The organism is Brevibacillus sp. FSL L8-0520 (assembly GCF_037963895.1).
GTDB classification, from domain to species: domain Bacteria; phylum Bacillota; class Bacilli; order Brevibacillales; family Brevibacillaceae; genus Brevibacillus; species Brevibacillus borstelensis.
In genome coordinates, this window is record NZ_CP150171.1 from 855,999 (window position 1) to 878,764 (window position 22,766).

Annotated in this window: 22 protein-coding genes and 1 riboswitch; of the genes, 21 read left to right on the plus strand and 1 reads right to left on the minus strand. The window is 46.8% G+C overall.

The annotated features are described in order from the left end of the window. The first annotated feature begins 1 nt into the window (after nucleotide 1). The 5 genes from NSQ24_RS04515 to ltaE are packed head-to-tail and all read left to right on the plus strand — an operon-like array spanning nucleotide 2 to nucleotide 5,683. Complete coding sequence (locus NSQ24_RS04515) at nucleotides 2-1,483, plus strand: lyase family protein (RefSeq protein ID WP_339167321.1); 1,482 nt, start codon at nucleotides 2-4, stop codon at nucleotides 1,481-1,483. Continuing rightward, a complete protein-coding gene (locus NSQ24_RS04520; RefSeq protein WP_003389357.1) occupies nucleotides 1,480-2,370 on the plus strand; it encodes a hypothetical protein in 891 nt (296 codons plus the stop codon). Before NSQ24_RS04515 ends, NSQ24_RS04520 begins: the two co-directional genes overlap by 4 nt. Continuing rightward, a complete protein-coding gene (locus NSQ24_RS04525) occupies nucleotides 2,370-3,425 on the plus strand; it encodes a cysteine synthase family protein (protein ID WP_003389356.1) in 1,056 nt (351 codons plus the stop codon). The genes NSQ24_RS04520 and NSQ24_RS04525 overlap by 1 nt, the downstream gene beginning before the upstream one ends. After that, nucleotides 3,400-4,656 carry an ATP-grasp domain-containing protein gene (locus NSQ24_RS04530; protein WP_024984239.1) on the plus strand — a complete coding sequence of 419 codons (1,257 nt, stop codon included), beginning with the start codon at nucleotides 3,400-3,402 and terminating at the stop codon, nucleotides 4,654-4,656. The genes NSQ24_RS04525 and NSQ24_RS04530 overlap by 26 nt, the downstream gene beginning before the upstream one ends. Next, on the plus strand, nucleotides 4,637-5,683 hold the full coding sequence (ltaE, locus tag NSQ24_RS04535) for a low-specificity L-threonine aldolase (protein ID WP_339167323.1): 1,047 nt from the start codon (nucleotides 4,637-4,639) through the stop codon (nucleotides 5,681-5,683). Before NSQ24_RS04530 ends, ltaE begins: the two co-directional genes overlap by 20 nt. On the opposite strand, the gene NSQ24_RS04540 is transcribed toward ltaE, so the two are convergent. Beyond that, a complete protein-coding gene (locus tag NSQ24_RS04540) occupies nucleotides 5,631-6,677 on the minus strand; it encodes a helix-turn-helix transcriptional regulator (RefSeq protein WP_003389353.1) in 1,047 nt (348 codons plus the stop codon). The genes ltaE and NSQ24_RS04540 overlap by 53 nt on opposite strands. Nucleotides 6,678-6,909: 232 nt before the next feature. Here NSQ24_RS04540 and NSQ24_RS04545 point away from each other — a divergent pair, with 232 nt between their 5' ends. From NSQ24_RS04545 to NSQ24_RS04620, 16 genes are all read left to right on the plus strand, one after another. Beyond that, a complete protein-coding gene (locus tag NSQ24_RS04545; protein WP_003389352.1) occupies nucleotides 6,910-7,557 on the plus strand; it encodes a response regulator transcription factor in 648 nt (215 codons plus the stop codon). A 148-nt stretch (nucleotides 7,558-7,705) separates the two neighbouring features. Then, on the plus strand, nucleotides 7,706-8,353 hold the full coding sequence (locus tag NSQ24_RS04550) for a GNAT family protein (RefSeq protein ID WP_024984241.1): 648 nt from the start codon (nucleotides 7,706-7,708) through the stop codon (nucleotides 8,351-8,353). Further along, nucleotides 8,334-9,095, plus strand: coding sequence for a 3-oxoacyl-ACP reductase family protein (locus tag NSQ24_RS04555; RefSeq protein ID WP_231504325.1), 762 nt, complete (start codon nucleotides 8,334-8,336; stop codon nucleotides 9,093-9,095). Before NSQ24_RS04550 ends, NSQ24_RS04555 begins: the two co-directional genes overlap by 20 nt. A gap of 19 nt (nucleotides 9,096-9,114) precedes the next feature. Beyond that, on the plus strand, nucleotides 9,115-10,050 hold the full coding sequence (locus tag NSQ24_RS04560; protein WP_024984242.1) for an ACP S-malonyltransferase: 936 nt from the start codon (nucleotides 9,115-9,117) through the stop codon (nucleotides 10,048-10,050). A 12-nt stretch (nucleotides 10,051-10,062) separates the two neighbouring features. Beyond that, nucleotides 10,063-10,974: a hypothetical protein gene (locus NSQ24_RS04565; RefSeq protein WP_024984243.1), complete on the plus strand. Its 912-nt coding sequence runs from the start codon at nucleotides 10,063-10,065 to the stop codon at nucleotides 10,972-10,974. A 10-nt stretch (nucleotides 10,975-10,984) separates the two neighbouring features. Next, on the plus strand, nucleotides 10,985-12,439 hold the full coding sequence (locus NSQ24_RS04570; protein ID WP_052259627.1) for a class I adenylate-forming enzyme family protein: 1,455 nt from the start codon (nucleotides 10,985-10,987) through the stop codon (nucleotides 12,437-12,439). Then, nucleotides 12,421-13,647: an aldehyde dehydrogenase family protein gene (locus tag NSQ24_RS04575; RefSeq protein ID WP_003389346.1), complete on the plus strand. Its 1,227-nt coding sequence runs from the start codon at nucleotides 12,421-12,423 to the stop codon at nucleotides 13,645-13,647. The genes NSQ24_RS04570 and NSQ24_RS04575 overlap by 19 nt, the downstream gene beginning before the upstream one ends. Then, nucleotides 13,644-15,326: a thiamine pyrophosphate-binding protein gene (locus tag NSQ24_RS04580; protein WP_339167325.1), complete on the plus strand. Its 1,683-nt coding sequence runs from the start codon at nucleotides 13,644-13,646 to the stop codon at nucleotides 15,324-15,326. The genes NSQ24_RS04575 and NSQ24_RS04580 overlap by 4 nt, the downstream gene beginning before the upstream one ends. After that, nucleotides 15,327-16,364, plus strand: coding sequence for a ketoacyl-ACP synthase III (locus tag NSQ24_RS04585; protein ID WP_024984244.1), 1,038 nt, complete (start codon nucleotides 15,327-15,329; stop codon nucleotides 16,362-16,364). It abuts the gene before it with no gap. A gap of 13 nt (nucleotides 16,365-16,377) precedes the next feature. After that, complete coding sequence (locus NSQ24_RS04590) at nucleotides 16,378-16,638, plus strand: acyl carrier protein (protein WP_003389343.1); 261 nt, start codon at nucleotides 16,378-16,380, stop codon at nucleotides 16,636-16,638. 128 nt (nucleotides 16,639-16,766) lie between these two features. Then, nucleotides 16,767-17,513 carry a 4'-phosphopantetheinyl transferase superfamily protein gene (locus NSQ24_RS04595; protein ID WP_339167327.1) on the plus strand — a complete coding sequence of 249 codons (747 nt, stop codon included), beginning with the start codon at nucleotides 16,767-16,769 and terminating at the stop codon, nucleotides 17,511-17,513. A 311-nt stretch (nucleotides 17,514-17,824) separates the two neighbouring features. Beyond that, on the plus strand, nucleotides 17,825-18,358 hold the full coding sequence (locus NSQ24_RS04600; RefSeq protein ID WP_003389340.1) for an RNA polymerase sigma factor: 534 nt from the start codon (nucleotides 17,825-17,827) through the stop codon (nucleotides 18,356-18,358). Nucleotides 18,359-18,425: 67 nt separating this feature from the next. Next, nucleotides 18,426-19,406 carry a hypothetical protein gene (locus NSQ24_RS04605; protein WP_227277704.1) on the plus strand — a complete coding sequence of 327 codons (981 nt, stop codon included), beginning with the start codon at nucleotides 18,426-18,428 and terminating at the stop codon, nucleotides 19,404-19,406. A 210-nt stretch (nucleotides 19,407-19,616) separates the two neighbouring features. Next, a complete protein-coding gene (locus NSQ24_RS04610) occupies nucleotides 19,617-20,756 on the plus strand; it encodes a response regulator (RefSeq protein ID WP_003389338.1) in 1,140 nt (379 codons plus the stop codon). 43 nt (nucleotides 20,757-20,799) lie between these two features. After that, a complete protein-coding gene (locus NSQ24_RS04615; protein ID WP_339167328.1) occupies nucleotides 20,800-21,456 on the plus strand; it encodes a class D sortase in 657 nt (218 codons plus the stop codon). Between the two features lie 91 nt (nucleotides 21,457-21,547). Beyond that, a riboswitch (cyclic di-GMP riboswitch) is annotated at nucleotides 21,548-21,634 on the plus strand. A gap of 14 nt (nucleotides 21,635-21,648) precedes the next feature. Beyond that, nucleotides 21,649-22,452, plus strand: a complete 804-nt coding sequence (locus tag NSQ24_RS04620; protein WP_339167329.1) for a transglutaminase-like domain-containing protein — start codon at nucleotides 21,649-21,651, stop codon at nucleotides 22,450-22,452. Nucleotides 22,453-22,766 lie beyond the last annotated feature (314 nt).

Here is a 22,766-nt window from a genome sequence, read left to right on the forward strand (position 1 = left end):
CGTGAAAAAAGCACCGCATGACACGTATACAGCAGCTGTTCTTTACCCGCAGTTTGAATATGAACTGGAAAACTACACAGAGCATTATATCCACATAGAAAAGGCTCTCTTGCAGTCTTACGAGAAAGCGAACATTCTCTCAAAGGATGAGGTCCGTTCCCTCTTGCAAGCAATAGACAGGATTGAGCGAGATGCTTTGTTGCAAAACTCGAAAGAAAATCTAACAGACATCGCCTTGACGTTGGAAAGAGCGATAGAGAAACAGTTGGAACAACCCGTGGTGAAATGGCATATTGATCGAAGCCGCAACGATTTTCAGGCATGTGCCCAACTGATGTTTGCCCGGGAGCAATGGATGCATCTGATTGAAAGAGTTGAAATACTGCGGGATGTCATCCTGGACAAAGCCAAGACATATGATTCCGTAATCATGCCCGGGTACACACATTTTCAGTCAGCTCAAATTATTAGTGTTGCCTTTTATCTTACGGCAGTCAGCAAACACCTTCTTGAAACAGAAAAGAGGATGCTGGGCGCATTAGAATCAATGAACAGGTACTGCCCACTCGGTTCCGGGGCTATGTCTGGTCAGGAGTATCCAGTGGACAACCTGCAATTGGCAAATGCTTTGGGATTTTCATCATACATAGGTCACGCCTTGAGCGGGGTTGCTTCGCGGGACTGGCTATTGGACATTGGAAGCTGCCTGACTTTCTTTGCGAACAATATGAGCCGCTTCTTGACTGACCTGATGAACTGGGGGAGCAGCGAGTACCAATTTATTGATTTTCCTGATGAACTCGCTGGCATTTCATCATCGATGCCACAAAAACGCAATTTTCCTATCTTGGAAAGAGCGAGAGGAAAAACGAGCCATCTCATCACCTACCATGTGGATTTTTTGCTGGGACAACGAAATACGGCCTATAGCAATCTGGTCGAAGTTTCCAAAGAATCAAGCAAAAATCTCCTCTCCCTTTTCAATGAGACGCACGTATTGTTTGATTTACTGATGCTGGTGTTTGAAAACATTTCTTTTCAGAAAGAAAAGATGCAGCAATGCTGCACAAAGGATTACTACGGAGGTTTTTCACTGGCAAATCGAATCACTGAAAAAAGCGGGATACCGTATCGCCAAGCGCAGGTGATAGCAGGACGATTTATCACACAGTCGATCCAAGCCGGACACTCCCCTCAGCATGTTTCGGTTGAGACCTTGCAAGAGATTTGTCATGAGTACGGCTTTGAAAACCAAATTACACAGCAAGAGTTGCAAGCGCTCTTTGCGGTCCATTCTGCCTTAACCATGAAGCGATCAACAGGGTCCACAAATCCGGATGCCGTAAAAGACATGATTGCCTTGCAAATGCAGGAGGCCGCCCAATGCAAGCAGGTATTCAATGGGATTTCCACCGAGGTCAAACGGAGATTGGAAGAATTGGATAGATGGATGATGTCTGAAGGTAAGGAGTATAGCCGATGAGACTGAAAGTAGGCAAAGGGGAAGCTCATGGCACATTTGGTGAGTTGTTGCAAGGCGTTTTGCCAAGCGGTCAGGACTTTTTGGTAACGTTTCCTGTTGACAGGTACTCGACATGCCAGTTTGTCTATTCCGCTCAGGACGAAGATCTGTGTGTACATCCTTCCTGGAAGAGGAAATCTCTGTATTTTGGCCAGAGAATTCTTGATTATTACCACTTGCCCATCAAAGGCACATTGTATCTGGAAAGCCAGCTTCAACAAGGAAAGGGATTGGCGAGTTCTACAGCAGATATGATGGCGACTGTGAAAGCAATTGAATCCTGTTATGACATAAACGTTCCTACCGAGGTGATCGAGGAGATCCTTCGCGATATCGAACCATCCGACGGCATCATGTACCCGGGCATCGTCTCTTATTATCACAAAGAAGTGAAACTGAGAGAATGGATAGGAGAATGCCCACCGTTGACTGTGATTGCTTTGGATGAGGGAGGAGAAGTAAATACAGTCGATTTCAATTGCAAGCCCAAACCATTCACTGATGAAGAGAAGCAAGAATATGGCATGCTGCTTGAGAAGATAACAGCTGCCATACGTGCTCAAGATGCAGAGGCAATTGGCGAGGTCGCTACCAGAAGCGCGGAATTAAACCAGAAGCTGCATCCGAAAAAGATGTTTGCCGAGGTGAAAAGAATATGCCGTTCAATTGAAGGAACGGGGATTGTAACGGCTCATAGCGGAACATTTATCGGGATCCTCCTTTCTGAAAACGACAGTGCGTATTCTGAAAAAGTAAAAGAAGGACTGTCTTTGTTGAAACAGCTTGGCTGCCCGACAGAAATATTCCATTCCATGTCCACTATAGAAAGAAAGAAGGTTCTGGTGTAATGGACAAGAGTCTGATCGAACTGATTGGAACAACGCCGTTAATTCGGCTGCGGTTGGACGAGAACAGCAAAGCCCCTGTCTATGCGAAACTAGAGCTGCTTAATCCCTACGGCATGAAAGACAGGGTAGCGAAAGAAATGATTATGGATGCCAAGAGAACCGGGCAGCTGCAAGAAAATGCACCGATTGTGGAAAGCTCGTCAGGAACGCTGGCTTTGGGCATAACCATGATCGGCACTTATTTGGGACATGAAGTCCACATTGTCACCGACCCGCGCATCGATGAACTAACGTTGGCAAAACTCAGAGCATTGGGAGCGCAGGTCCATATTGTAGAGAAAATGGAGCAGGATGGCGGCTGGCAAAAAGCAAGGCTGAACTACTTGCAAGGTTTGCTGGACAAATATCCAAATGCCTATTGGCCAAAACAGTACGAAAATCCGCAAAATCCGCTGGCCTATCAACAACTGGCCGATGACCTGGTTAAAGAGCTGGGACGCGTCGATTATCTTGTCGGATCGGTTGGAAGTGGAGGCTCCTTATGCGGGACTGCCAAAGCGTTGCGGGAAAGAAATCCCGACTTGACGGTCATAGCTGTAGATGCCGTAGGCAGCGTTATCTTCTACCAAACAGACAATCCGAAGCGTTTGCAAAGCGGCCTGGGCAACAGTTTGCGCTCACCCAATGTTGATTTTTCCGTAATCGACGAAGTTCACTGGTTAAACGATGAAGAAGCCTTCACATGGACACGTGAGCTCGCCAAACAGGAAAAAATCTTTGCGGGGAACAGCTCAGGCAGCGTGTACGCCGTATCAAGGTGGCTCAGCAGCCAGGTATCCGAACATTCAGTGATCGCGTGCATCTTCCCGGACAGGGGGGACCGATATATTCACTCGATTTACAACGATGATTTTTTCAATGTCCATCATCTGAATAAGGACAACCTGCGTCTTTCACCCAATCGCATGGAAGAATTAAAGGATGTCTCCGATTGGACCTACTTTCACTTTAACAAGGGGAAATTTCGGCATGAAGAGAAAACTGCTGTTTATTGAGTCAAATACGACTGGCACAGGCATGCTTGCTTTGGACAAAACAAAGGAATTGGGATATGATCCCGTGCTGTTGACCAATAAGCCGAGCCGCTATGAGGGCTTGTCTGACCAAAGCTGCGAAATCGTCATCTGCGATACAAACGATACGGAAAAGCTGGCTGATACAATTCAGCTCCGTTTTACCCTGGAGGATATCGCAGGAATTACGACGACAAGCGAATATTATATTTATACCGTTGCGCTTCTGGCTAAGCGATTCGGTTGGCGTGGCAATTCTCCCGATACGGTGAAAACGTGCAGGAGCAAAGCTGCTGTTCGCGCATTGCTGAGGGACACTCCCGAGCTTTATCAGCCCTGGTTTTTTACAGTCGACAACGTGCAGAAACTAGAGGAGATCAAGCAGCAGATACAATTCCCGTGCATCGTGAAGCCAGTGGATGACAGTGGCTCCAATCAGGTGGTAAAGTGTCTCTCCTACGAAGAGCTGTATCAGCGGGTGACGGACATATTGGCTGTGAAAGAGAATGTCCGTAGGCAACCGGCGGCTGGGGTTGCTTTGATCGAAGAATACGTGGAAGGACCTGAGTACAGTGTCGAAGTTTTCTCTTATGAAGGCCGACATTCGATCATCGGAATTACAGATAAAAGCATTGGGGGAGAGCCTTACTTCATAGAAACAGGCCATATTTTCCCATCCTTGTCTACCGACCAGATCAAAACAATCGTGGAAACGGGTGTGCTGTCCCTGCTGGAAAAGCTGGATTGGCGTTTTGGCCCGTGTCATCTGGAAATAAAAATCGTCAATCAAAAGGTTTTCCTGGTTGAGTGCAATGGACGATTGGCCGGGGGGATGATTCCGGAACTGATCCGGCATGCGACCGGTATGGACGTGTTGAAGGATCAGCTCAAAGCAGCGGTTGGCTTGTCCCCCGAGCTTGGCCGTCCGCCTATTCAATATGCAGGGATTCGCTTTCTGATCCCGCAAGAAACAGGCGAAATTGAGGAAGTGACCGGTATCGAACAGCTTCAGCAAATGCCAGGTGTGAAGGAAGTCGTATGCAGGGCAGAGCCGGGAAAGCTGGTGGATAGAATCGTAAATGCATACGGACGCTTGGGTTACATAATCGCAGTGGAAGCAGACGCAAGCAAGCTTCATCAGCTGCTGAATCTAATTGAAAAAGTCGAACTAAAGATGAAGGAGCGTGTGTCTGTTGCTAAACTTTCTGAGTGACACGGTTACCTTGCCGACGCAGGAAATGATGGATGCCATTCAACATGCCATGCTGGGAGATGACGTGTACGGACAGGATCAAACCGTAAATCAATTGGAGCGATTAGCCGCCAGCATGCTGGGGATGGAAGCTGCTTGCTTTATGCCCAGCGGCACAATGGCGAATCTATCATCGATCATGGCCCATTGCCCTCGTGGATCAAAGGTTTTGGTAGGCAATGAATCAGACATCTACATTTATGAAGCAGGCGGCGCTTCCGTATGCGGCGGGATTGTTTATGAGCCCATACCGACTCAAGCGGATGGACGCTTGTTGCTGGAGGATCTTGAAAGAGCGTTCCCCGTTGATGAAGAGGACCCTCAGTTTGCTTTGCCTGCTTTAATTTGTCTGGAAAATACCCACAATCGCTGTGGTGGAAAAGTTTTGCCGATCGCTTATTTGCAAGAGGTAAAGGAATTTGCAACAGAACGCAATGTTCCTGTCCACATGGATGGTGCCCGCATTTTTAATGCGGCAGTTGCCCTTGATGTGGATGTCAGGGAAATCACACAATATGCCGATTCGGTTCAATTTTGTTTATCAAAAGGATTGTCTGCCCCAATTGGTTCGATTGTAGCGGGAACTCAGTCCCATATAAACAAAGCGAGAAAAGTAAGAAAGATGTTGGGCGGAGGAATGAGGCAAGCGGGAATCGCCGCAGCGCCTGGTATTGTAGCTTTGCAAACAATGATTACGAGGTTGGATCAGGACCACAGGCATGCGAAACAATTGGCCGATGGATTGGCAAAGATAAACGGAATCGAATTGAATGCCCAAGAAGTGCAAACAAATATCGTCATCTTTCGCGTAACAGATCCTCGTTATACATGGAATTCATTTTTGCAGATGGCCAAGTCTCATGGCGTGATTTTTTCAGAGATGGGCTATGGGAGGATTAGAGCAGTTGTTCACAGGCATATAACGAGTGATGATATTAATAGAGCGGTTCAATTAGTAGAAGAGATGATGAAGAAAGGCCCGTCATAGCATACTGATTCTCGGTATGCTCTATTTTTTGTTCCCCTTCATCCAAGTGGTTTCGATCCGCAAGACGCTTGCATATTTTCTGGGTTTTTTGCAAAATGATGCGGCCTTCTTCTTTTTCTCCAAGCTGGAAATGGATTTCTGCAAGACTTCTTCCTGCTCGGGCGTACAATCGCTCGCGAAGCTCATATTTGAAGATGGAAACAGCATGCTCCAGATATTCTCTGGCATGTTCAAGGTTGCCCGTATGGCCATAAACAATGCCCAGCATATGATAGATTTCTCCTGCCGAATAATGCAAGTGATGAGAATATAAGTAGTTGAGCAATCGATAGCCCAGCTCCAGGCAGAGATCAAATCGGTTTTGGTGGTAGTGCATGTAGGCCAAGTTGTAGCCCAATCTGGGGAAAAGGGTTTTGTCCTCTACAAAAGGGAGGTTCTCCAATACATGCATGCTGCTTGTTAACAGTTGGTATGCCTCCGCTTTTTGATCCATTTCGATCAGTAACAGCGCAAGCGTGTTGGCAATATTGATATCCAGCTCATTGACGATTTTGTTGTTGGAAATCAACTTTCGAAATGTTTGCTCCGCTTTTCGCGGATGGCGGTCAATCCGGTAATACAGAATGCCCTTTTGCCATTCGATAAATCTCAGGAAGCTGCTGTCTCGAAAGTTTTGGTTCTTTTTGATAAAAGCGGTAGCTTCCTCGACGAGGTACTGGAGAGTGGTGTAATCATGAAAATATAGACTTTCCCGGCACAACCGATGAATCTTTGCAACAAAATGAATGAGCGTCTCGTTTTCATAAGAAAGCAGATAATCCACGGGAATCTTTAGTTTCCGGCATATGCTCTGCAAAATGTCCAAACGTGGTATATGGCTCCCCTTTTCAATCCGAAACAGAGTGGACTCGTCACAAATGTCTTCGGCGACATACTTTCTGGAATAGCCTCGTTTCTCTCGAAAATACTGAATTTTATCCCCAAGCGTTTTCATGACCAGTCTCCCTTGTATATCCTCTTTTACCAAATATTGCATGTTTGCATATACATTTTAACAGAATTCTCCCGTATATTTGAAGTATAATTTTTCAAAAATGGGAGGAATAAGATGGGTAGGAAAAAAATACTAGTAAATTCGCTTCAGTTATTCCCGTTGTTTCAGCAAACACCTGTTTGCGGAACCGACATCAGATTACTAGCTACAATCAAGTAGAGGTGAATAAAGAATGGGTGTCCGAAACATCTTAATCGTAGATGAGAGAGAAGGAAAACAGCCATTTTATTCAAATTTACTGTCCGAAAATAGATATGACTGCCATTTTTTGAACAATGAATATTTGCTCTCGGATCCCGTTTTTTTGGAAAAATTCGATTTGGTCATTTTGAGTCTCACGAAGGATAATCTCTCGTTCCATTTAAAAAATAAGCACACTCGGACGATTATCCTGCTGAGCAATAAATATAAGCACTACGTAAAATATATACAAGGCGCACAAGCCATCTTGATGAAGGACTGCCCCAGTGAACTAATGATCGCGATCAATGCTGTGGAAAGAGGAAGCTGCTATTTTTCCAGTGAGTTCATGGAATCTCTCTTTTCTAGCTGGGGAAGAGAAGGGATCGAAGATGATATCGAGATGGATCTCCATTTGCCGGAAACGTTGACAGAAATGGAACTTCGTGTGGCTGAGGAATTGGCGAATGACAGAACCAATCAGCAAATAGCAGACACGCTCTATCTCAGCAAAAGAACGGTGGAGTACCATATTGCTGCATGCATGCAAAAATTAGGGGTAAAAAGCAGGGTAGGGTTAGCTGTGAAAATGACAAAAGCCAATTTGTTTAGACAAATATTGAATAAACGAATACTTTAACAGGTTTCGCAAAGTAGCGGTGCCGACGATGAACAGCTCTGTCATGAAAAATGGCAGAGCTGTTCATACTTTGCGGGAATTACGGGGGCACTCTCCGGGTTGCTTGTTTATGATGAAGATACGACTCTAAAGCGGAGGAGAAGAATCGATGAGGGGTAATTTCGTTAGATTGCAAGCTCTCGAAGAAGAAGATTACAAGCTCTTCTCTCAATGGGTTTGCCCATCCAAAGTCAGTGCGTTGGCAAGAGGGGGGCAAGACTTTGTGACTGAGGAAGAGGTCAGAAGAGATATCGCAAACGGAAATACACGCTACGCCACAGTGGTAACCCACGACGGGAAAAAAATCGGGTTCGTATCTTGGCAAACGCTGAGATACGAGGGGAGCTACATGCTAGGCGGCGTGATAGGAGATCCGGAATTATGGGACATGGGCTACGGTGCGGAAGCTTCGGTATTGCTCATGGACTACCTGTTCCACTTTAAAAATGCGCATAAGATTCAATTCATTAACGGTTTATTCAACATGAGATCCATCCGCTTTTTGATCAAGAACAAAGTGGTGATTGAAGGGATCCTGCGCGATTACTTCTTTTTGGATGGAGAATACCATGACGCGGTTATTTCATCCATTTTGCGCGAGGAATACTACAGTTACGGTGAGCCGCAACCAGAAGATATGATTCCGAAAAGCGAAAAGCAGCAAATCCGGGAGGAGCTGTACGAGTATCTTCAAGGGTATTGGAAGGAAGTGTGTTTGCCAAATTTGTTGAGGCAAGGTGAGAAGGTTGGAAGCTAAAAAAAATGTCGTGCTTGTAACCGGCGCTTCGAAGAGTCTTGGCAAGGCGATTGCAGAGCATTTCGCCGAGTCCGGAGATCAGGTCATCTTGGGATACAGGAGTTCATTGGAGGAAGCTGCCCAAGCAGTTGAAGAGATTAAGGCGAAAACCGGCAATGAGGCAGTTTCATTCGTCAAACTCGACGTAATTGACAGACAGCAAGTACAGGATGCCGTGAAAGAAATCATTGGGCAATTTGGAAGAATAGACGTTCTTGTAAACAACGCGGGAGTCAGCTACGGAGGGGCGCTGATTCCGAGCAATCCTCTCGAAAAATGGGAGGAAATCGTCCAGATCAATGTCATGGGGACCATCAATTGCATCCACGCCGTTTCTTTTCACATGCTGCTGGAACAAAAAGGAGCAATCGTCAACATCGCATCGGTCGCTGGCTTGATCGGGGTGGATCGTTTAAGCGCGTATAGCGCGAGTAAAGCAGGGGTTGTCGGGCTGACGCGTTCATTGGGGAAAGAGTACGCCCCGTACAACGTGAGAGTGAATGCGGTTGCTCCCGGCTATACGGAAGATACAGGCATGGTGGATCGCATTCCTGAAGACCAGATGAACAATTTCAGGAAGCGCATTGCCATGGGAAGGCTGGGAACTGCCAAAGAAGTAGCAGAGGCGGTTTCCTTTCTAGCATCGGACAAGGCCAGCTATATAACTGGGCAAACGCTAGTCGTCGATGGAGGCTTTATGTAAAGAAGGAGCGTGAGAAACAATGAAAACGGCACTGATCTTTCCGCCTTTGGTGAAATTGAAGCAGGGGAGCTTTTTGGACCTTTACGAGAGCTTTCCCAGCGTAAGGGCCAAGTTTGAAGAGGCAAGCGAAATTATGGGAGTCGATCTTGCCGCCAAATTCTTTTTTGAGAGTGAAGCGATGACGAATTTCGGCGTGATTGCCAGGCCCAGCATCGTCACAATCAGCACGGCTCTGTTTGAATTGCTGCGGGAGGAGATCGGGCAGCCGGCGTACTTCCTCGGTCCAAGCCTGGGTCAAGTAACGGCTATTCATTGCGCAGGGGGATTGCCCTTCCCGGAAACGCTTCGCATGCTGAAAAGGATGTGTGAAATGGAGGAAGAGGAGTTTCCTGACAAGCGATACGGCGTCTACTTCTTCTACAACATTGATATCGCTATTCTGGAGCAATCGATCCAAGAGCTTACAGCGGAGGGCAGATTTGTCGAGCCCTGTGTGACGGTAAACGCCACGCAAATGATCGTGAACGGTGATCAGGAGAGCTTGGAGCTGCTTCACCAAAAAATAAGTCCTTACGGTGGTCTGGGTGTCACGATTCCGTATGGCCCGCCTGGACATTGCTCACTTCTTCAAAACGTCAGGATGCGTATGGAAAAAGAGGTGCTGCCGCATATTACCTTCCGCTCTCCCGACGTTCCCTTGATCAGCAATGTGAATGCCGAGGAAATTTCCGATGCTGCCGGCCTGGCAACCGAACTGACAGAGCAATATACCAACAGTGTCTGCTGGTATAAATGCCTGCAGCAATTGTGGAGTAAGGGTGTGGAAAAAGTAATCATGCTCGGTCCCGGAAACTTTATTCACAAATCTTTGGGATTCACGGATATACCATTTGCCGTTCAGAAGCTGCTGGACAGTCATGATGTTGAAGCAGCCCTGACAGCAAAGCAGAAGTAAGGAGGCCCGTACATGATTGGATTGGTATTGCCCGGTCTAGCTCCTTCAAGCTATGAAGAAGTGAAGGATTTTATTGAAACAAACCCGTTTGCGAAAAAGCGTTTCCAAGAAGCAAGCGACATCATCGGGTACTCCTTGGCCGAGGCGTTTCGAGAGGCGACAGAAGACCAGCACGAAGTGATTGAATCCGCCTTTTTGGCGAACTCGATTGCTTTGCTCGATTATTTTTACGAACGATACGGTTTGCACCCGGATTATTCGATTGGAGCAAGTTTTGGCGGCATGTCCGTTGCCGTTCAGTCAGGCGGCTTGACCTTTGGGGAATGTTTGTGGCTGACACACGAAAGCGCAAAACATTCAAAAACCTACTTCCAGCAAATGGATGCGGAGTACCACACTCATTTTATTTTCAATTTGTCCCTTGAGGAGACGGAGGAGTTAATAAACGACTTCCAAGCAAAGGGAATGGAGCTGGAGTTGGTCGGGCATCTGGAAAAAGTCGTTTGCTTATGTGGCGAGAAAAGCGTTGTCCAATCTCTAAAGGAAGTCATCAATCAAAGAAGCAAGTGCTTTTCGTTACATACGATGAAACAGCCCATTCACAGCCGATTGCTGACGGAGCTCAAGCACCAGCTGCGGGACAAATTCTATAGCCAGGTTGTCTTCAAGCCGCTGCAAGTCCCTATTATTTCCGATGTTGACGGACATATTTACAAACAATCCGAAGAGCTGAAGCAAATGCTTCTGGATGGCTACGACCATCCCGTCAGGTGGGATCTCGTCAGCAAATCCATGAAGCAAGAGCATATCGAGACCGCGTATGTGGTTGGTCCACGGAATTTGTTTACACAGTTGTTGAAATACGAATTTGAAACGATTGGAATATCGCCTGACACCGTCATGCATCAGGTGGGAATTTCATGAGGTGCAATCCATGGCTCATATTATAAAGTTGGATGAGACAAGCTGCTCAAAGGAAAGGTTTTTGGGGGATGTACAAAGCTGTGTCGCCCAATTGAGAGGCAGTCATATCACTGATGAGGACAGGGTAATCGTCACAGCCGAGAACTCCTATGAATTTTTAGTCGCCTTTTTCGCCCTGGTTGAAATAGGCTGCTCCATTGCTTTGGTTGATTGTATGGCAGATGCGCGGGAAATCAATGAAATTGCCCTGGATTCAGAGAGTCGAATATGCATTTCCGACCGTCCTTTGCTGCTATCGGATCCGATCAGGACGTTTCTGCTTTCGGAAATCGTGAGAGACGGGGGAGGGAATCCAGCCAGCGAACTGTCATTTTCGACTTGGTCAACAAGAGAAGATGCCCTCATCCTTTATACGTCCGGTTCGACCGGCAAGCCAAAGGGGATTGTAAAGTCCGGCCATTCTTTTCTTTCCAACCTGGAGGAAAGCATGGAAGTCATGAAATACAAAAGCGAGGACGTGCTGCTGCCCCTTATCCCGTTTACGCATTTTTACGGATTGTCGATCGTTTTCATCTGGTGGTTTGCGGGATGCGACTTGATTTTATGCAATTACAAAAACATCCGCACCGTTCTGAAAGCAGTAACGGAAAGAGGAGTTACCGTTGTAGACGGCATTCCTTCGACCTATTATATGCTGACCCAAATGTGCAAAAAGCGGGAAAAGCTGTGTGCAAAAGTAAGGGATTCCGCGGTTCGCATGTGGTGTGTGGGCGGGGCGCCGCTATCCGAGGAATTGGCTGTAAGCTTTTACGACTTGATAAAACAGCCGTTGCTGGACGGATATGGTTTGTCCGAAGTCGGCAATGTCGCTCTAAACACGGGAGATTATCGGGATGGCTGCGGAAAACCGCTGCCCAGCGTGAAGATCAAGGTGGTGGACAACAGGGGAAATGAGCTTCCATCAGGGGAAACAGGCGAAATCTATGTCAATAGTCCAGGCGTCATGAAAGAGTATCTTCATTTGTCTGAAAAGACGGAAGAAGTGTTGGCCGATGGTTGGTTCAAAACCAACGATTTGGGATACCTGGATGAACGCGGAAATCTGCATGTTTTGGGGAGAAAGGGAAATGAAATTGTCCGCAAAGGCTATGTCATCTACCCGGCGCATATCGAGACCAGGCTGGAGAATGAACTGAAGCTGCGGGCGAGAGTTGTATCTCTTCAGGATGAGAAAAAGGGCGCATACATGATCCTTTTCGTTGAAACCCGGCAACCATTTACGCAGCAGATCGAGAATGCGATCAATGAGGCACTCGGATCTATTTTAAAACCGGACAAAATCATGTTTTTGCCCGCTTTTCCCTATCGTCCAAACGGAAAGGTTGATTTTGTGGCATTGCAAAATCAGGCAATTCAATGGAAGAACGCTAGAGAGGAGGAAGGGAAGTGCATGGTACAACAGTAGACCTGGAGCTGTCTATCCCGCTTGGCCAGCGCAGAGAAGCGATCATCCGCTGCATTCATTTCATCGAGTCCAATCCGGAAATGATCAGAGAGATCCTGACGGAAATCTCGACGTACCAGACGGCGGAACTGGAGATTCAAGCATCATTGGGGGCTTTGAAAAATGCCTTCAACGAGGTGCACAACAATCGGCCTCCCCTCATCAATCGAATGTCCGTATTTATGCCTTCAAATGTTATTCTGTATTCTTACGTTTTGTATTTGCTGATTCCCTCGCTGTATACCGAGAGTATTGAATTTCGGAGTTCTGCTTCGGTGCTTCCCCAAGTAAGGAAACTTCATCATTTGCTGCAAAACATACACCAGTTGCCATTGAAACTATTGGAACTCTCCCACAGAGAATATATGAAAGCGTCCGTCTTGCATGCAGATGTCGTCGTGTTTACCGGTACGTATCAAAATGCGGAAAGCATCAAATTCCAATTGGCCAAAACGCAAATGTTTATCTTTTTTGGTCAGGGAATCAATCCTTTTATCATATCCGAAACGGCTGAATTGGAAAAAGCGGTTCACGATCTCATCCAAGCCCGTTTGTACAACACAGGACAAGACTGCATGGGACCGGATGTCATTTATGTTCCGGAAACCATAAAGGATTCGTTTCTGTCTTTATTGACAGAGAAGCTGGACGCGCTCAAATACGGCAGCAATGTGGACAAGGACGCGGCATACGGTCCCATACACTATACCGGAACGCTGGAAATGGTAGGTCAGCATCTGACCCAATACAGCGAAAATATTGTGTACGGGGGGAGGATCGATTACCGGGATAGGATCATTCAGCCGACAGTTCTCGTAAGCACAATTGCAGAGAAATTGAAAATCCTCGAGTTTTTTTCGCCGGTATTTAATGTAGTCATCTATAGCGAGGAAGAGGATGTAAAACGGATCGTAACCCAGGAGTATTTTGTGGAAAGAGCATTGGGGGCTACCTTCTACGGCCGATCAGACAGCCCGATCATTGAGCTTCTTCGGAAAAAACATACCGTTTCCGTCAATGAAACACTGTTTGATATTGAAAATGGCAACGCTCCCTTCGGAGGCTACGGTCCCATGGCCAACTTTGTGTACTACCAGGGGGAATTGATCATTAAACCCATTTTGATTTCGCAAATCTTGCATGAATATTGGCAACGAGGTGACCAATGAACCAAATCAGTGTATACGACGCAATAGCGCAGGGACTGCGAGCGTATGGAGTGGAATTGGTGTTTGGGCTTCCCAATGACGAGCTTTACATGATGAATGCCATCGAGGATTGCGGGATTGAATTTTTGGTTGCCAAGGATCAGCGCAACGCCGTGTTTATGGCGACAGGCTACGCATTAGCCTCGCAAAAAACGGGCGTTTGCATCGTGGGAAAAGGACCTGCCGTTTCCAACGCGATCACAGGCTTGTTGGAGGCAAACTCCCAAAGCTGCCCGCTGTTGATCATTTCATCAGGCACTCCAACGCGCTCCTACGGAAACCAAAAAGCATTTCAAGAAGCAGACCAAATGGCATTCGTTTCCCCACTGGTGAAATGGAGTCATCGCTTGGAGAACAAAGACGCGATCGGATGGGTCTTGCGAAAAGCGATATTTATGGCTGAACAAGGAACACCCGGTCCGGTATACGTCGAGATTCCCGAAGATATTGGCAGCCAGCTGCTTGATGAGGCAAAGCTGAACTTTTTTCCTCTTTCTGTCTTAAGGCCGTTGCCAGAACCATCTGGCATCAAGCGGGCTTGCGAAAAGATCATGCTTGCCAAAAAGCCGGTGTTATTGCTGGGCGGAGGATGCAAACGGATCAAAACCCGCGGCGTCCTGGAAGCACTCGCCGAACGATTGGGAGCTCTGGTTCTTGTCACTGCTTCAGGCAGAGGCAGTTTTGATGAAGAACATCCGCTCTTTTGCGGGCTGGCGGGGCTGTATCTGCACCGGCGTGTCAAAACGCTATTGCACGAGGCGGATCTGGTGATTGCCATGGGCAGCAAGCTGGAGGAAACGGCTCTGTTTGGCTGGGAGGAGAAGCTCCAGGCCATAGACAGCATTCAAGTGAATCTAAACGAAGAGCATTTTCATCTGGACTACAGCAGCATGTACATGGTTGGTGATGTGGAAGCAGTCGCAAATGAGCTCCTCGCGCAAGTTCGGGAGCAGCCGGCTAATCGCCAATGGCAAGCGGAGATAGAGGGCTGCAAGCGAGACATGTTTTTGGAAAAGGCGGAAAGGCAGCGAGATTCCTCCCGGTTGAGAATCGCGGATATTCTCGATGAACTGCAAGCCCGCCTTCCTTCCAACAGCATCTATGTGCATGAAAACGGGTTGCAGGACATGTGGTCTTATTTCTTTCCGTATCTCGGGCTTGGCAAAGAGCAAAATGCTTTTGTCCCGAGTGAACAGACAAGCCTGGGCTTTGGGGCATCTGCCGCCATCGGGGTAGCCAAGGCCAAGCCGCGGCAGACTGTCGTTGCATTCGTAGGAGATGGCGCATTCAACCTGTTCCGAAGCGATCTGCCAACAGCGTTAACGTACCAGATTCCACTCATCTATGTCGTGTTGAAAAACGGCGGGTACGGGTGGCTTGAATTCCAGCATATCAATACGGGAAGACAGGGGAACCCCCGATTTTTAAACCAGACCTTGCAGATGATCGACACTCTTCATCCACATTTGACAGTGATACCGCTGCAAAAAAGCGAAGAGATCACACATGTTGTTGTGCAAGCTCTGGAAGCGTATGAGAAAAATCAAATCGTCGTGATCGAAGCGATTGTGTCGCTTGATGACGTACCCGATCCCATAAAAAGACTACATGGGGATTTTCCCGCAAAGGAGCTGGTGTGAATGAAGACGGGAACGTTAACGAAGCCATCCACTGTCAACCAAAGTGGGCTGGCCACTTCCTTTAGCATTCAAGGATCAGGCTTTTACGTACCAGAAGACATTGTGACAAACGAAATGCTCACGCGAACCTTGGACACGACTGACGAATGGATTCAGGATAAAACCGGGATTCGCGAGCGCAGGTACTTGCAAAGCGATATGGCCACATCTGATATGTGCGTCCATGCCAGCTTAGATGCGATAAGTGATGCAGGCATTACTAGTGAGGATATCGATGCGATTGTCCTGTGTACCACGACTCCGGATCAACAGATTCCTTCTACCGCGCTGATCGTCAAGGAAAAAATAGGTGCAAAAAACGCGATTCCCTTTGATTTAACGCAGGGGGCTTGTGCAGGAGGCATTTACTCCATCCTTTTTGCTTCCCATCTTTTGCAGAATCAGTTCATCAACAATGTGCTGGTTATCGGGGCAGAAGTCCTGTCGCGATACATCGATCCGACGGACCGGATTACCAAGACGTTTTTTGGGGACGCTGCCGGAGCGATCCTCCTTCAAAAAACAGGTGAAGGCAGCGGACTGCTGGCATGGGATCTAGACTCTTATTTAAATCTGGCAGTCACCCTGCACGGCGGAGGTACTGCACGGATGCCAGAGGGAGCAGACCTCAAAACCAGCCATTTTATCAGGATGAACGGCAGAGAGGTCTGGAAGACGGCCACCCGAAACTTGCCCCTCTCGATTAAAAATGCCGTGCATAAGGCCGGATTGCAAGTATCGGATATTGATCACTTTATTCTGCATCAAGCCAACCTGAATATCATCAAGAAAACGATGGCGGCATTGGACGTGCCGATGGAGAAAACGACCGTAACCATTCAGGACTATGGAAATACGGGGGCTGCTTCCATTTTTTCCGCTCTGCATAAATCTTTGGAGGAAAAAGCCATTAAACCAGGGGATTATCTGGTGATATCCGCCATTGGCGCCGGATTTTTATGGGGTTCACTATGTTTGCAATATACAAAAAACGAGTAAAGGAGAATGGGTTATGATTAAACAAACGGTAAGAGAAAAATTTTTGGAAACATATAAATTGAACGTTTCTTTGGAAGAAGTGAAGGATGATCAGCCATTGTTTGGTCCCGACTCGCCCTATGGCCTTGATTCCATGGATGTTCTGATGTTCATCAATCTGATCAAAAAGGAATATGATCTGGACATTGGTGCTGTCAATACAGACACGTTTAAAACGATTAACAGCATTGTGGCCTTTATTGAAAAGCAAAAGGGCGCACAATTGTCAAAATGATCGCAGAAAGAAGGGGGGCCTCCCCCTTTTTTTCATGGATGCGGATAATTGCCGGGTTAAGGAGGCAAAGCCGTTTCAGATAAAGAACGCTTCTACATGCAAACTATCGTGAAGGAAGTCGGGAACCAATGGAAAAGAGGGTTGAAATCTATTGGCTTCATGTCGATGAAGAAATGCAGCCTGCACATCTGAAGAGCTGTTTGGAAGTACTGGACCAAGAAGAAAGAACGGTGTATGAGAGATATCTCGTCGATTTCAAAAAAGTAGAGTTTTTGCTTGGACGGATGCTGCTCAAGAGCATGATCGGACAAAAAAGGGGAGTCCTCCCGGAAGAAGTCAGGTTTATCAAAAATGAATACGGGAAGTTGTTCCTGGACAGCCGCCACGTGGCGGGTAGCATCAAGCGACCGTTGTTTTTTAATTTGTCCCATTCAGGTAGAATGCTGGTATGCGCCTTTTCCGAGATCGAGAAGACGGGGATCGACGTCGAAGCGGTCAAAAAGGATTGCTGTTTTGAAGTAATGCGGACTGTTTTCGTGCCAGAGGAAATAGCCTGCGTCGAGCAGCAAGAGACACCTTCCATGAAGCGAGAGGCATTTTATCAGGTTTGGACGAGAAAGGAAGCAGTGATGAAGGCGCTTGGGAAAGGCTTCTCGCTGCCGCCTCTGTCTTTTTCCGTGCCGCTTGCCCGGGGCAGAGTCGACGAGCAGCCGTTTTCCTATTATACATGTGCACCTTTGGAAGGGTATATGGTTTCGGCAGCGGTAGAGCGAGAGGAAGGAGCGGACATTCGGTACGAGGTCCAAAAAGTCGGGTTGGCCGAATTGAAGGCAAGCGTACGGTCCCGTACACCCAGCAGTGCATTCTACGGATAAAATATCTATAGACGCGGTTCACATCGATCTTATCGTATACCAAAATCCAGAAGATACCACTCGAATGAACAGGTCTCCAATTGTTGAACACAGGTCTTGCGATTGGGGGGCTTATGATTCGGGCAGGTGTCTTTTTTGTTGCAATAGCTTTATCGTCTGTCAGTGTCATTGCTATTGCCATATAAACAGGAAGCTGTTGAAAAGAAGCTAAGAAAAACTCAGCAATAGGAAAAGCCAAAAAAATTTACGATAAAAGTGAAAGATAGTCGGAAGGCCCTCCGTCTATACAGTGACAAGGAGGTGGAACCCAGTTGGATGATAATGTCGGCGCACGTATCGAGCAATGGTTTCTGGCATACAGCAGCGATATTTATCGCTTTCTCGTTTACTATACCGGACGCACGGATATAGACGATCTTGTACAAGAGACCTTTATTCGCGCCCTGAAATCACCTCAGCAAACAGAGATTGCAAACCCGAAAACATGGCTGTTTGCCATTGCCAGAAATGCGGCCATTGATGAGAGGCGCAGAAAAAAACTGATCAGCTTGCTGCCGGAAACATTCCTGCAGCATCTTATTTCCCGGGACAAGACACCCGAAGAGTCTTTAGAGTTGAGCGAGAACAAGCGCATGCTCTATGACATCATCAATCAGTTGAAACCCTCTTACAGAGATGTGTTGATATTGCGCGGGATCAAGGGATTGTCCAGCAAGGAGACTGCGGAGATATTGGGATGGAGCGAAGCCAAAGTGAATCTCACTATGCATCGGGCGATGAAAGCTGTTCAGAGCAGCAGGCAAGTTTCTGTTATGGAGGCGATGAAAAATGCCGTCACGAGATGAACAGAGAATCTGGGAGGATTTAAGGAGTTTTCCTGATCAAAAACTTTCTTGGGAGCGAAAACAAGTGATGTTGGAGAACATTCGCGAAGAGCGAAGAAAGATCAGCAAGCAGCAAAAGCGAGCAAAATACGTATGGGTGGCGAACGGGCTTGTCGCATGCGCAGCGGTGTTTTTCGTTATCTGGATGAAACCATTCTCTACTCCGGTAGAAACATCGGCGAGTCATGCTTCTATCGACCCGGCCTATGTTGAGGCTGCCCAAAAGGCAATTAAATCGGCAGGAATCAACAAGGAAATTCTCTTTGATGAGTTTGAGAAAGATGGAGATTACGATATTATCCGGAAAGCGGATCGAGAGGCCATTGTGACATTTTACCCGAATACGACAAAAGTTCGTACCATCTTGGTAGAGTGTGCGGTCAATGAGTTGCCGACGAGTTATCAAAAATATGTCGATACCGCCCAAAAGGCATTCAAAGAGGCCAATCAACAAGTCGTTTTTCAACAAGCCCGTTTCTTTAAAAGCGATGAAGGAACAGACCTGTCATTTTATTTAGAAAATCAACAATACGTCAGCGTCGATGTGAATACAAACAGAGTGACCGATTACTCCCTGGATTACAAGCTGGATGATGTGGATAAAAAGTATGTGTATCAGGCCCAAAAAGCGCTCATGCTCCTAACGGGCAAGCAGAGCTTCTCATTTTCGCATGCCAATAAACGTTCGGGTAAAGTAGAAGAAGTGTGGACACTCAAGAATGAAAACGAGCGGTATACTGTCCGGATCGGTGCGAAATCCTCCCGAATATACAAGGTTGACCACGTAACGGACCGATATAAAATAAACTCGAAAGAAGAAGCGATCTCAGTGACTAAGCCGCTGATTGCAAGCATATTTGGAATCGATATCGCCGGGTACAAGGCGGATGGCGGCAAAGATTGGGGAGGCTATGTGTTGACCAGCGAAGGGAAGCCGGTTATCAGGGTTATCATTCATGATTTACATATCGGCGATATCTCAGGCATTTACGTTGAATGGGACGAATGACGGGAAAAGCTACTGACTTGTTGCATGGTCGGTAGCTTTTTTGTGTCTTGGTTTTGATCGGCAGCATTTATCCCCCTTTGCCAGCAACCGCCAAAATGGTTTATACAGCTTGGACATCTCATTGACCTATTGCTACAATAATATGGGAGAGTTGTTAGCGGCTGTTGTCCCAAAAATAGTTACAGCTGAAGCAAAATAGGAGAGATATGCTTGAAAGCGATTATCGTAGACGATGAGAGGCTTGCATTGAGAAGAATGGAAAAGCTCCTGAAGGAACAGAACGCGAACACTCCCATTCACTTGATGGGGTCTTTTCAAGATCCGCATGCCGCATTGGAGGCCGCGAAGCAAGAAAAACTGGATGTAGCGTTCCTGGATATTCAGATGATCGATATGGATGGATTTGAATTGGCTGAGCACTTGTTGAACATTCAGCCGCAACTTCACATTGTTTTCGTTACCGCCTTTCAAGAGTATGCCGTGAAAGCCTTTGAAATGAACGCACTCGACTATTTGTTGAAGCCTGTCCATCAGGGCAGATTGGCTGTGACCCTGCAACGGGTGGCAGAATCCGCCGGGAAGACCTCGGTCAGCTACAGCAGCCAAAAACATATGACACTCTGCTGCTTGCAAAGCTTGCATTATCTCGATCAACAAGGCAACGAACAATATCTTCCCTGGAAAACACTGAAGGGGCAGGAGCTGTTTGCGTATCTGGTACACTATCGGGATAAGACAGTGAGCAAGCAGGTTTTGATAGATTTGCTCTGGCCTGATTACGATTCAGTCCGGTCGAGGACACAACTGCATACGGCCATTTATCAGATTCGGAAAATGATTAAGAGCATTGGCTTCGATTTGGAGATTAAATACAAGGATGAAGGGTATCGACTGGTGTGGGGAGATGTGAAGCTGGATGTTGAGGAATGGGAAGCCTTGGTGCGAGATGCTCCCAAAGTTACAGAAGAGACATTGGAACAGCACTTGTCTATCATGGCCAAGTACACAGGCGATTTTCTGGAGGAGCATCCGTATTTGTGGGCAGAGTACGAGCAGGAGCGCTTGCGGTTGCTCTGGTTGAACCATGTCAAGCAAATTGCTGAATATTACGTATCGGTTGAACAATATACCGAGGCGATTTTGATTTATCAAAAGATACGTGAAAAGTTTCCAGTAATGGAAGAGGGCTACTTCTATTTAATGAAGATATACGCCATGTTGAACCACCAAGGCGAGGTGAGCAAGCAGTTCAAGCTGATCTCGACCAAGCTGAGAGAGGAATTCGATGTTGCTCCCAGCAAGGAACTGACGGAGTGGTATGAACAATGGAAAAAAGGGGATCAAACCTAAAACGGACAGGGACGGGCAAACCATGAAAATGAGACTGTTATCAATGCTTCTGATCGTGGCCGGAATCGTTGTGCTGAGCTATCCAACACTGGCTGAAGAGTATCAGGACTACCGGCAGCAAAAGCTTGTCGAGGAATGGCAAAACAGTTTGCAGAATATTTCCAATGGGGAAGAGGCCGCTGGATCAAATCCTGCACCGGCAATTCCTTCCTCAACAGAAGATAGCGAGACAGCGATAGAAAGTGCCGATGCTGCGACCGAGAAGGAGAACGGGAAAAAGCCGGCACCGGACTTTGGCAGCTATAAGAATATGGAAGGTATTTTGACGATTGAAAAGATTGGTCTAATGCTGCCCATTTTGCACGGTGCATCAGATAACAATATGAAAACGACGGTTGCGAGCATCGAAAACACCGGGAGGGCCGGGGAAGTCGGCAATTATGCCATCGCTGGACACAGAAACTTTACATACGGTCGAAATTTCAATCGATTGGATGAGATGGCTGCAGGAGACAAGATCGAGGTTGACAAAGGCAAGAGCAAATTTTCCTATACCGTTACAGAAAAATTGTATGTAAAGCCCGAAGAGGTGTGGGTTTTGGAAGGGAACGGAAAAGATAAGGAGATTACGCTCATCACCTGCCATCCGATGCACAATCCGACACACCGACTGATTATTAGGGGAAAAATGACAGAGTGATTGATATTTTTCAAGAAAAGATAGGATGAGGCTCCCTTTTCTAGTAAAGTTATGCTATTATTTTTTTAGTATATTTGATTTTAAAACTTTCAAACGATAATGGCAAATCTAATGAAAATTAGAGACGCAAAGCTATAGGGCCTTCCTTGTGTATGCAAGATGGCAGCCAGCTACCGAAAGGGGAGTTTTTTTGTGTTTTTTCGACGACTTTCGATGACAGTGGTAGGCATGTGTTTGCTGGCGGCTCCAGCGACTGCGTGGGCGAGCTCCGCTCCTTCCTTTATTGATGTAAGCGAGCTCAATAATGGAATCGTCAAAGTTCAACACCATCATTCGGCACAGCCAGTCAATGAAAAAGTAAAAATCACGAAAGACAACCAGAACTTCTATTATAGCGTAAAAGACAACAACCGTTTCCCACTACAGCTAGGAGATGGCAAATATACGATTACACTCCTGCAACACGTTGCGAACAATAAATACCGTTCGATAGAAAGCAAGGAAGTGAACCTGACGGCATCAAGCCCGCAGGCCGTTTTCCTGCAACCGATCCAGATGATCTACTGGAACGACAAGACGAATGCGACCGCAAAAGCCAGAGAGCTGACCAAGGGCTTGAAGACCGACAAGGAAAAGGTACAAGCTATCTACAATTATGTGATCCAAAACGTCCAGTACGATTACGCAAAAGCCAATCAAGTTACGAGTGAATACATCCCTTCGGTAGATGCGACATTGACTGCAGGGCAAGGCATCTGTTACGATTACGCATCGGTGTTTGCCGCCATGCTGCGCAGCCAGGGGATTCCTGCCAAGCTGGTGATGGGACGGAAAAACGACATCCCGCAATACCATGCCTGGAATGAGATTTACTTGAAAGAGACGAACGAATGGATTACGGTCGATACAACATATGATTCGATTATGGTAAAGGGAACGAAAAAGCCGGCCATGATCAAGAATAAAAGTGAATATGTCATAGAAAAGCAGTATTAGGACACGATGCAGGAACTGCTCAGAAGCCGCTCCCTCTCATAAAAGAGGCGGGCGGCTTTTCGTTTTCTCCTATTCAGAATAAATTCAGAGTGATCTTTTATAGTGTGTTTTGTGGCTTAACAGCCAAAACCATACAAATTTTGATGTAAGTCGCCACCAAGAAAGAACAGCTTTAGACACTTACAAATAAAGAACAATGGAGAGGAGGAAGCAACGAAAAAAACATGCTCTCAGGATTGTGCAAGGTGTCATATTCTTCTTCCCCGGCGAAAAGGGGACTGGCAGCATTATCAAAACTTCATATGGGTAATCGC

Excerpts from the sequence above, each read along its gene's own strand:
- NSQ24_RS04520 (WP_003389357.1), top strand. The coding sequence starts at position 1,480 with ATGAGACTGAAAGTAGGCAAAGGGGAAGCTCATGGCACATTTGGTGAG.
- NSQ24_RS04525 (WP_003389356.1), top strand. The coding sequence starts at position 2,370 with ATGGACAAGAGTCTGATCGAACTGATTGGAACAACGCCGTTAATTCGG.
- NSQ24_RS04530 (WP_024984239.1), top strand. The coding sequence starts at position 3,400 with ATGAAGAGAAAACTGCTGTTTATTGAGTCAAATACGACTGGCACAGGC.
- NSQ24_RS04540 (WP_003389353.1), bottom strand. The coding sequence starts at position 6,677 with ATGAAAACGCTTGGGGATAAAATTCAGTATTTTCGAGAGAAACGAGGC.
- NSQ24_RS04545 (WP_003389352.1), top strand. The coding sequence starts at position 6,910 with ATGGGTGTCCGAAACATCTTAATCGTAGATGAGAGAGAAGGAAAACAG.
- NSQ24_RS04550 (WP_024984241.1), top strand. The coding sequence starts at position 7,706 with ATGAGGGGTAATTTCGTTAGATTGCAAGCTCTCGAAGAAGAAGATTAC.
- NSQ24_RS04560 (WP_024984242.1), top strand. The coding sequence starts at position 9,115 with ATGAAAACGGCACTGATCTTTCCGCCTTTGGTGAAATTGAAGCAGGGG.
- NSQ24_RS04565 (WP_024984243.1), top strand. The coding sequence starts at position 10,063 with ATGATTGGATTGGTATTGCCCGGTCTAGCTCCTTCAAGCTATGAAGAA.
- NSQ24_RS04570 (WP_052259627.1), top strand. The coding sequence starts at position 10,985 with ATGGCTCATATTATAAAGTTGGATGAGACAAGCTGCTCAAAGGAAAGG.
- NSQ24_RS04580 (WP_339167325.1), top strand. The coding sequence starts at position 13,644 with ATGAACCAAATCAGTGTATACGACGCAATAGCGCAGGGACTGCGAGCG.
- NSQ24_RS04585 (WP_024984244.1), top strand. The coding sequence starts at position 15,327 with ATGAAGACGGGAACGTTAACGAAGCCATCCACTGTCAACCAAAGTGGG.
- NSQ24_RS04590 (WP_003389343.1), top strand. The coding sequence starts at position 16,378 with ATGATTAAACAAACGGTAAGAGAAAAATTTTTGGAAACATATAAATTG.
- NSQ24_RS04595 (WP_339167327.1), top strand. The coding sequence starts at position 16,767 with ATGGAAAAGAGGGTTGAAATCTATTGGCTTCATGTCGATGAAGAAATG.
- NSQ24_RS04605 (WP_227277704.1), top strand. The coding sequence starts at position 18,426 with ATGTTGGAGAACATTCGCGAAGAGCGAAGAAAGATCAGCAAGCAGCAA.
- NSQ24_RS04615 (WP_339167328.1), top strand. The coding sequence starts at position 20,800 with ATGCTTCTGATCGTGGCCGGAATCGTTGTGCTGAGCTATCCAACACTG.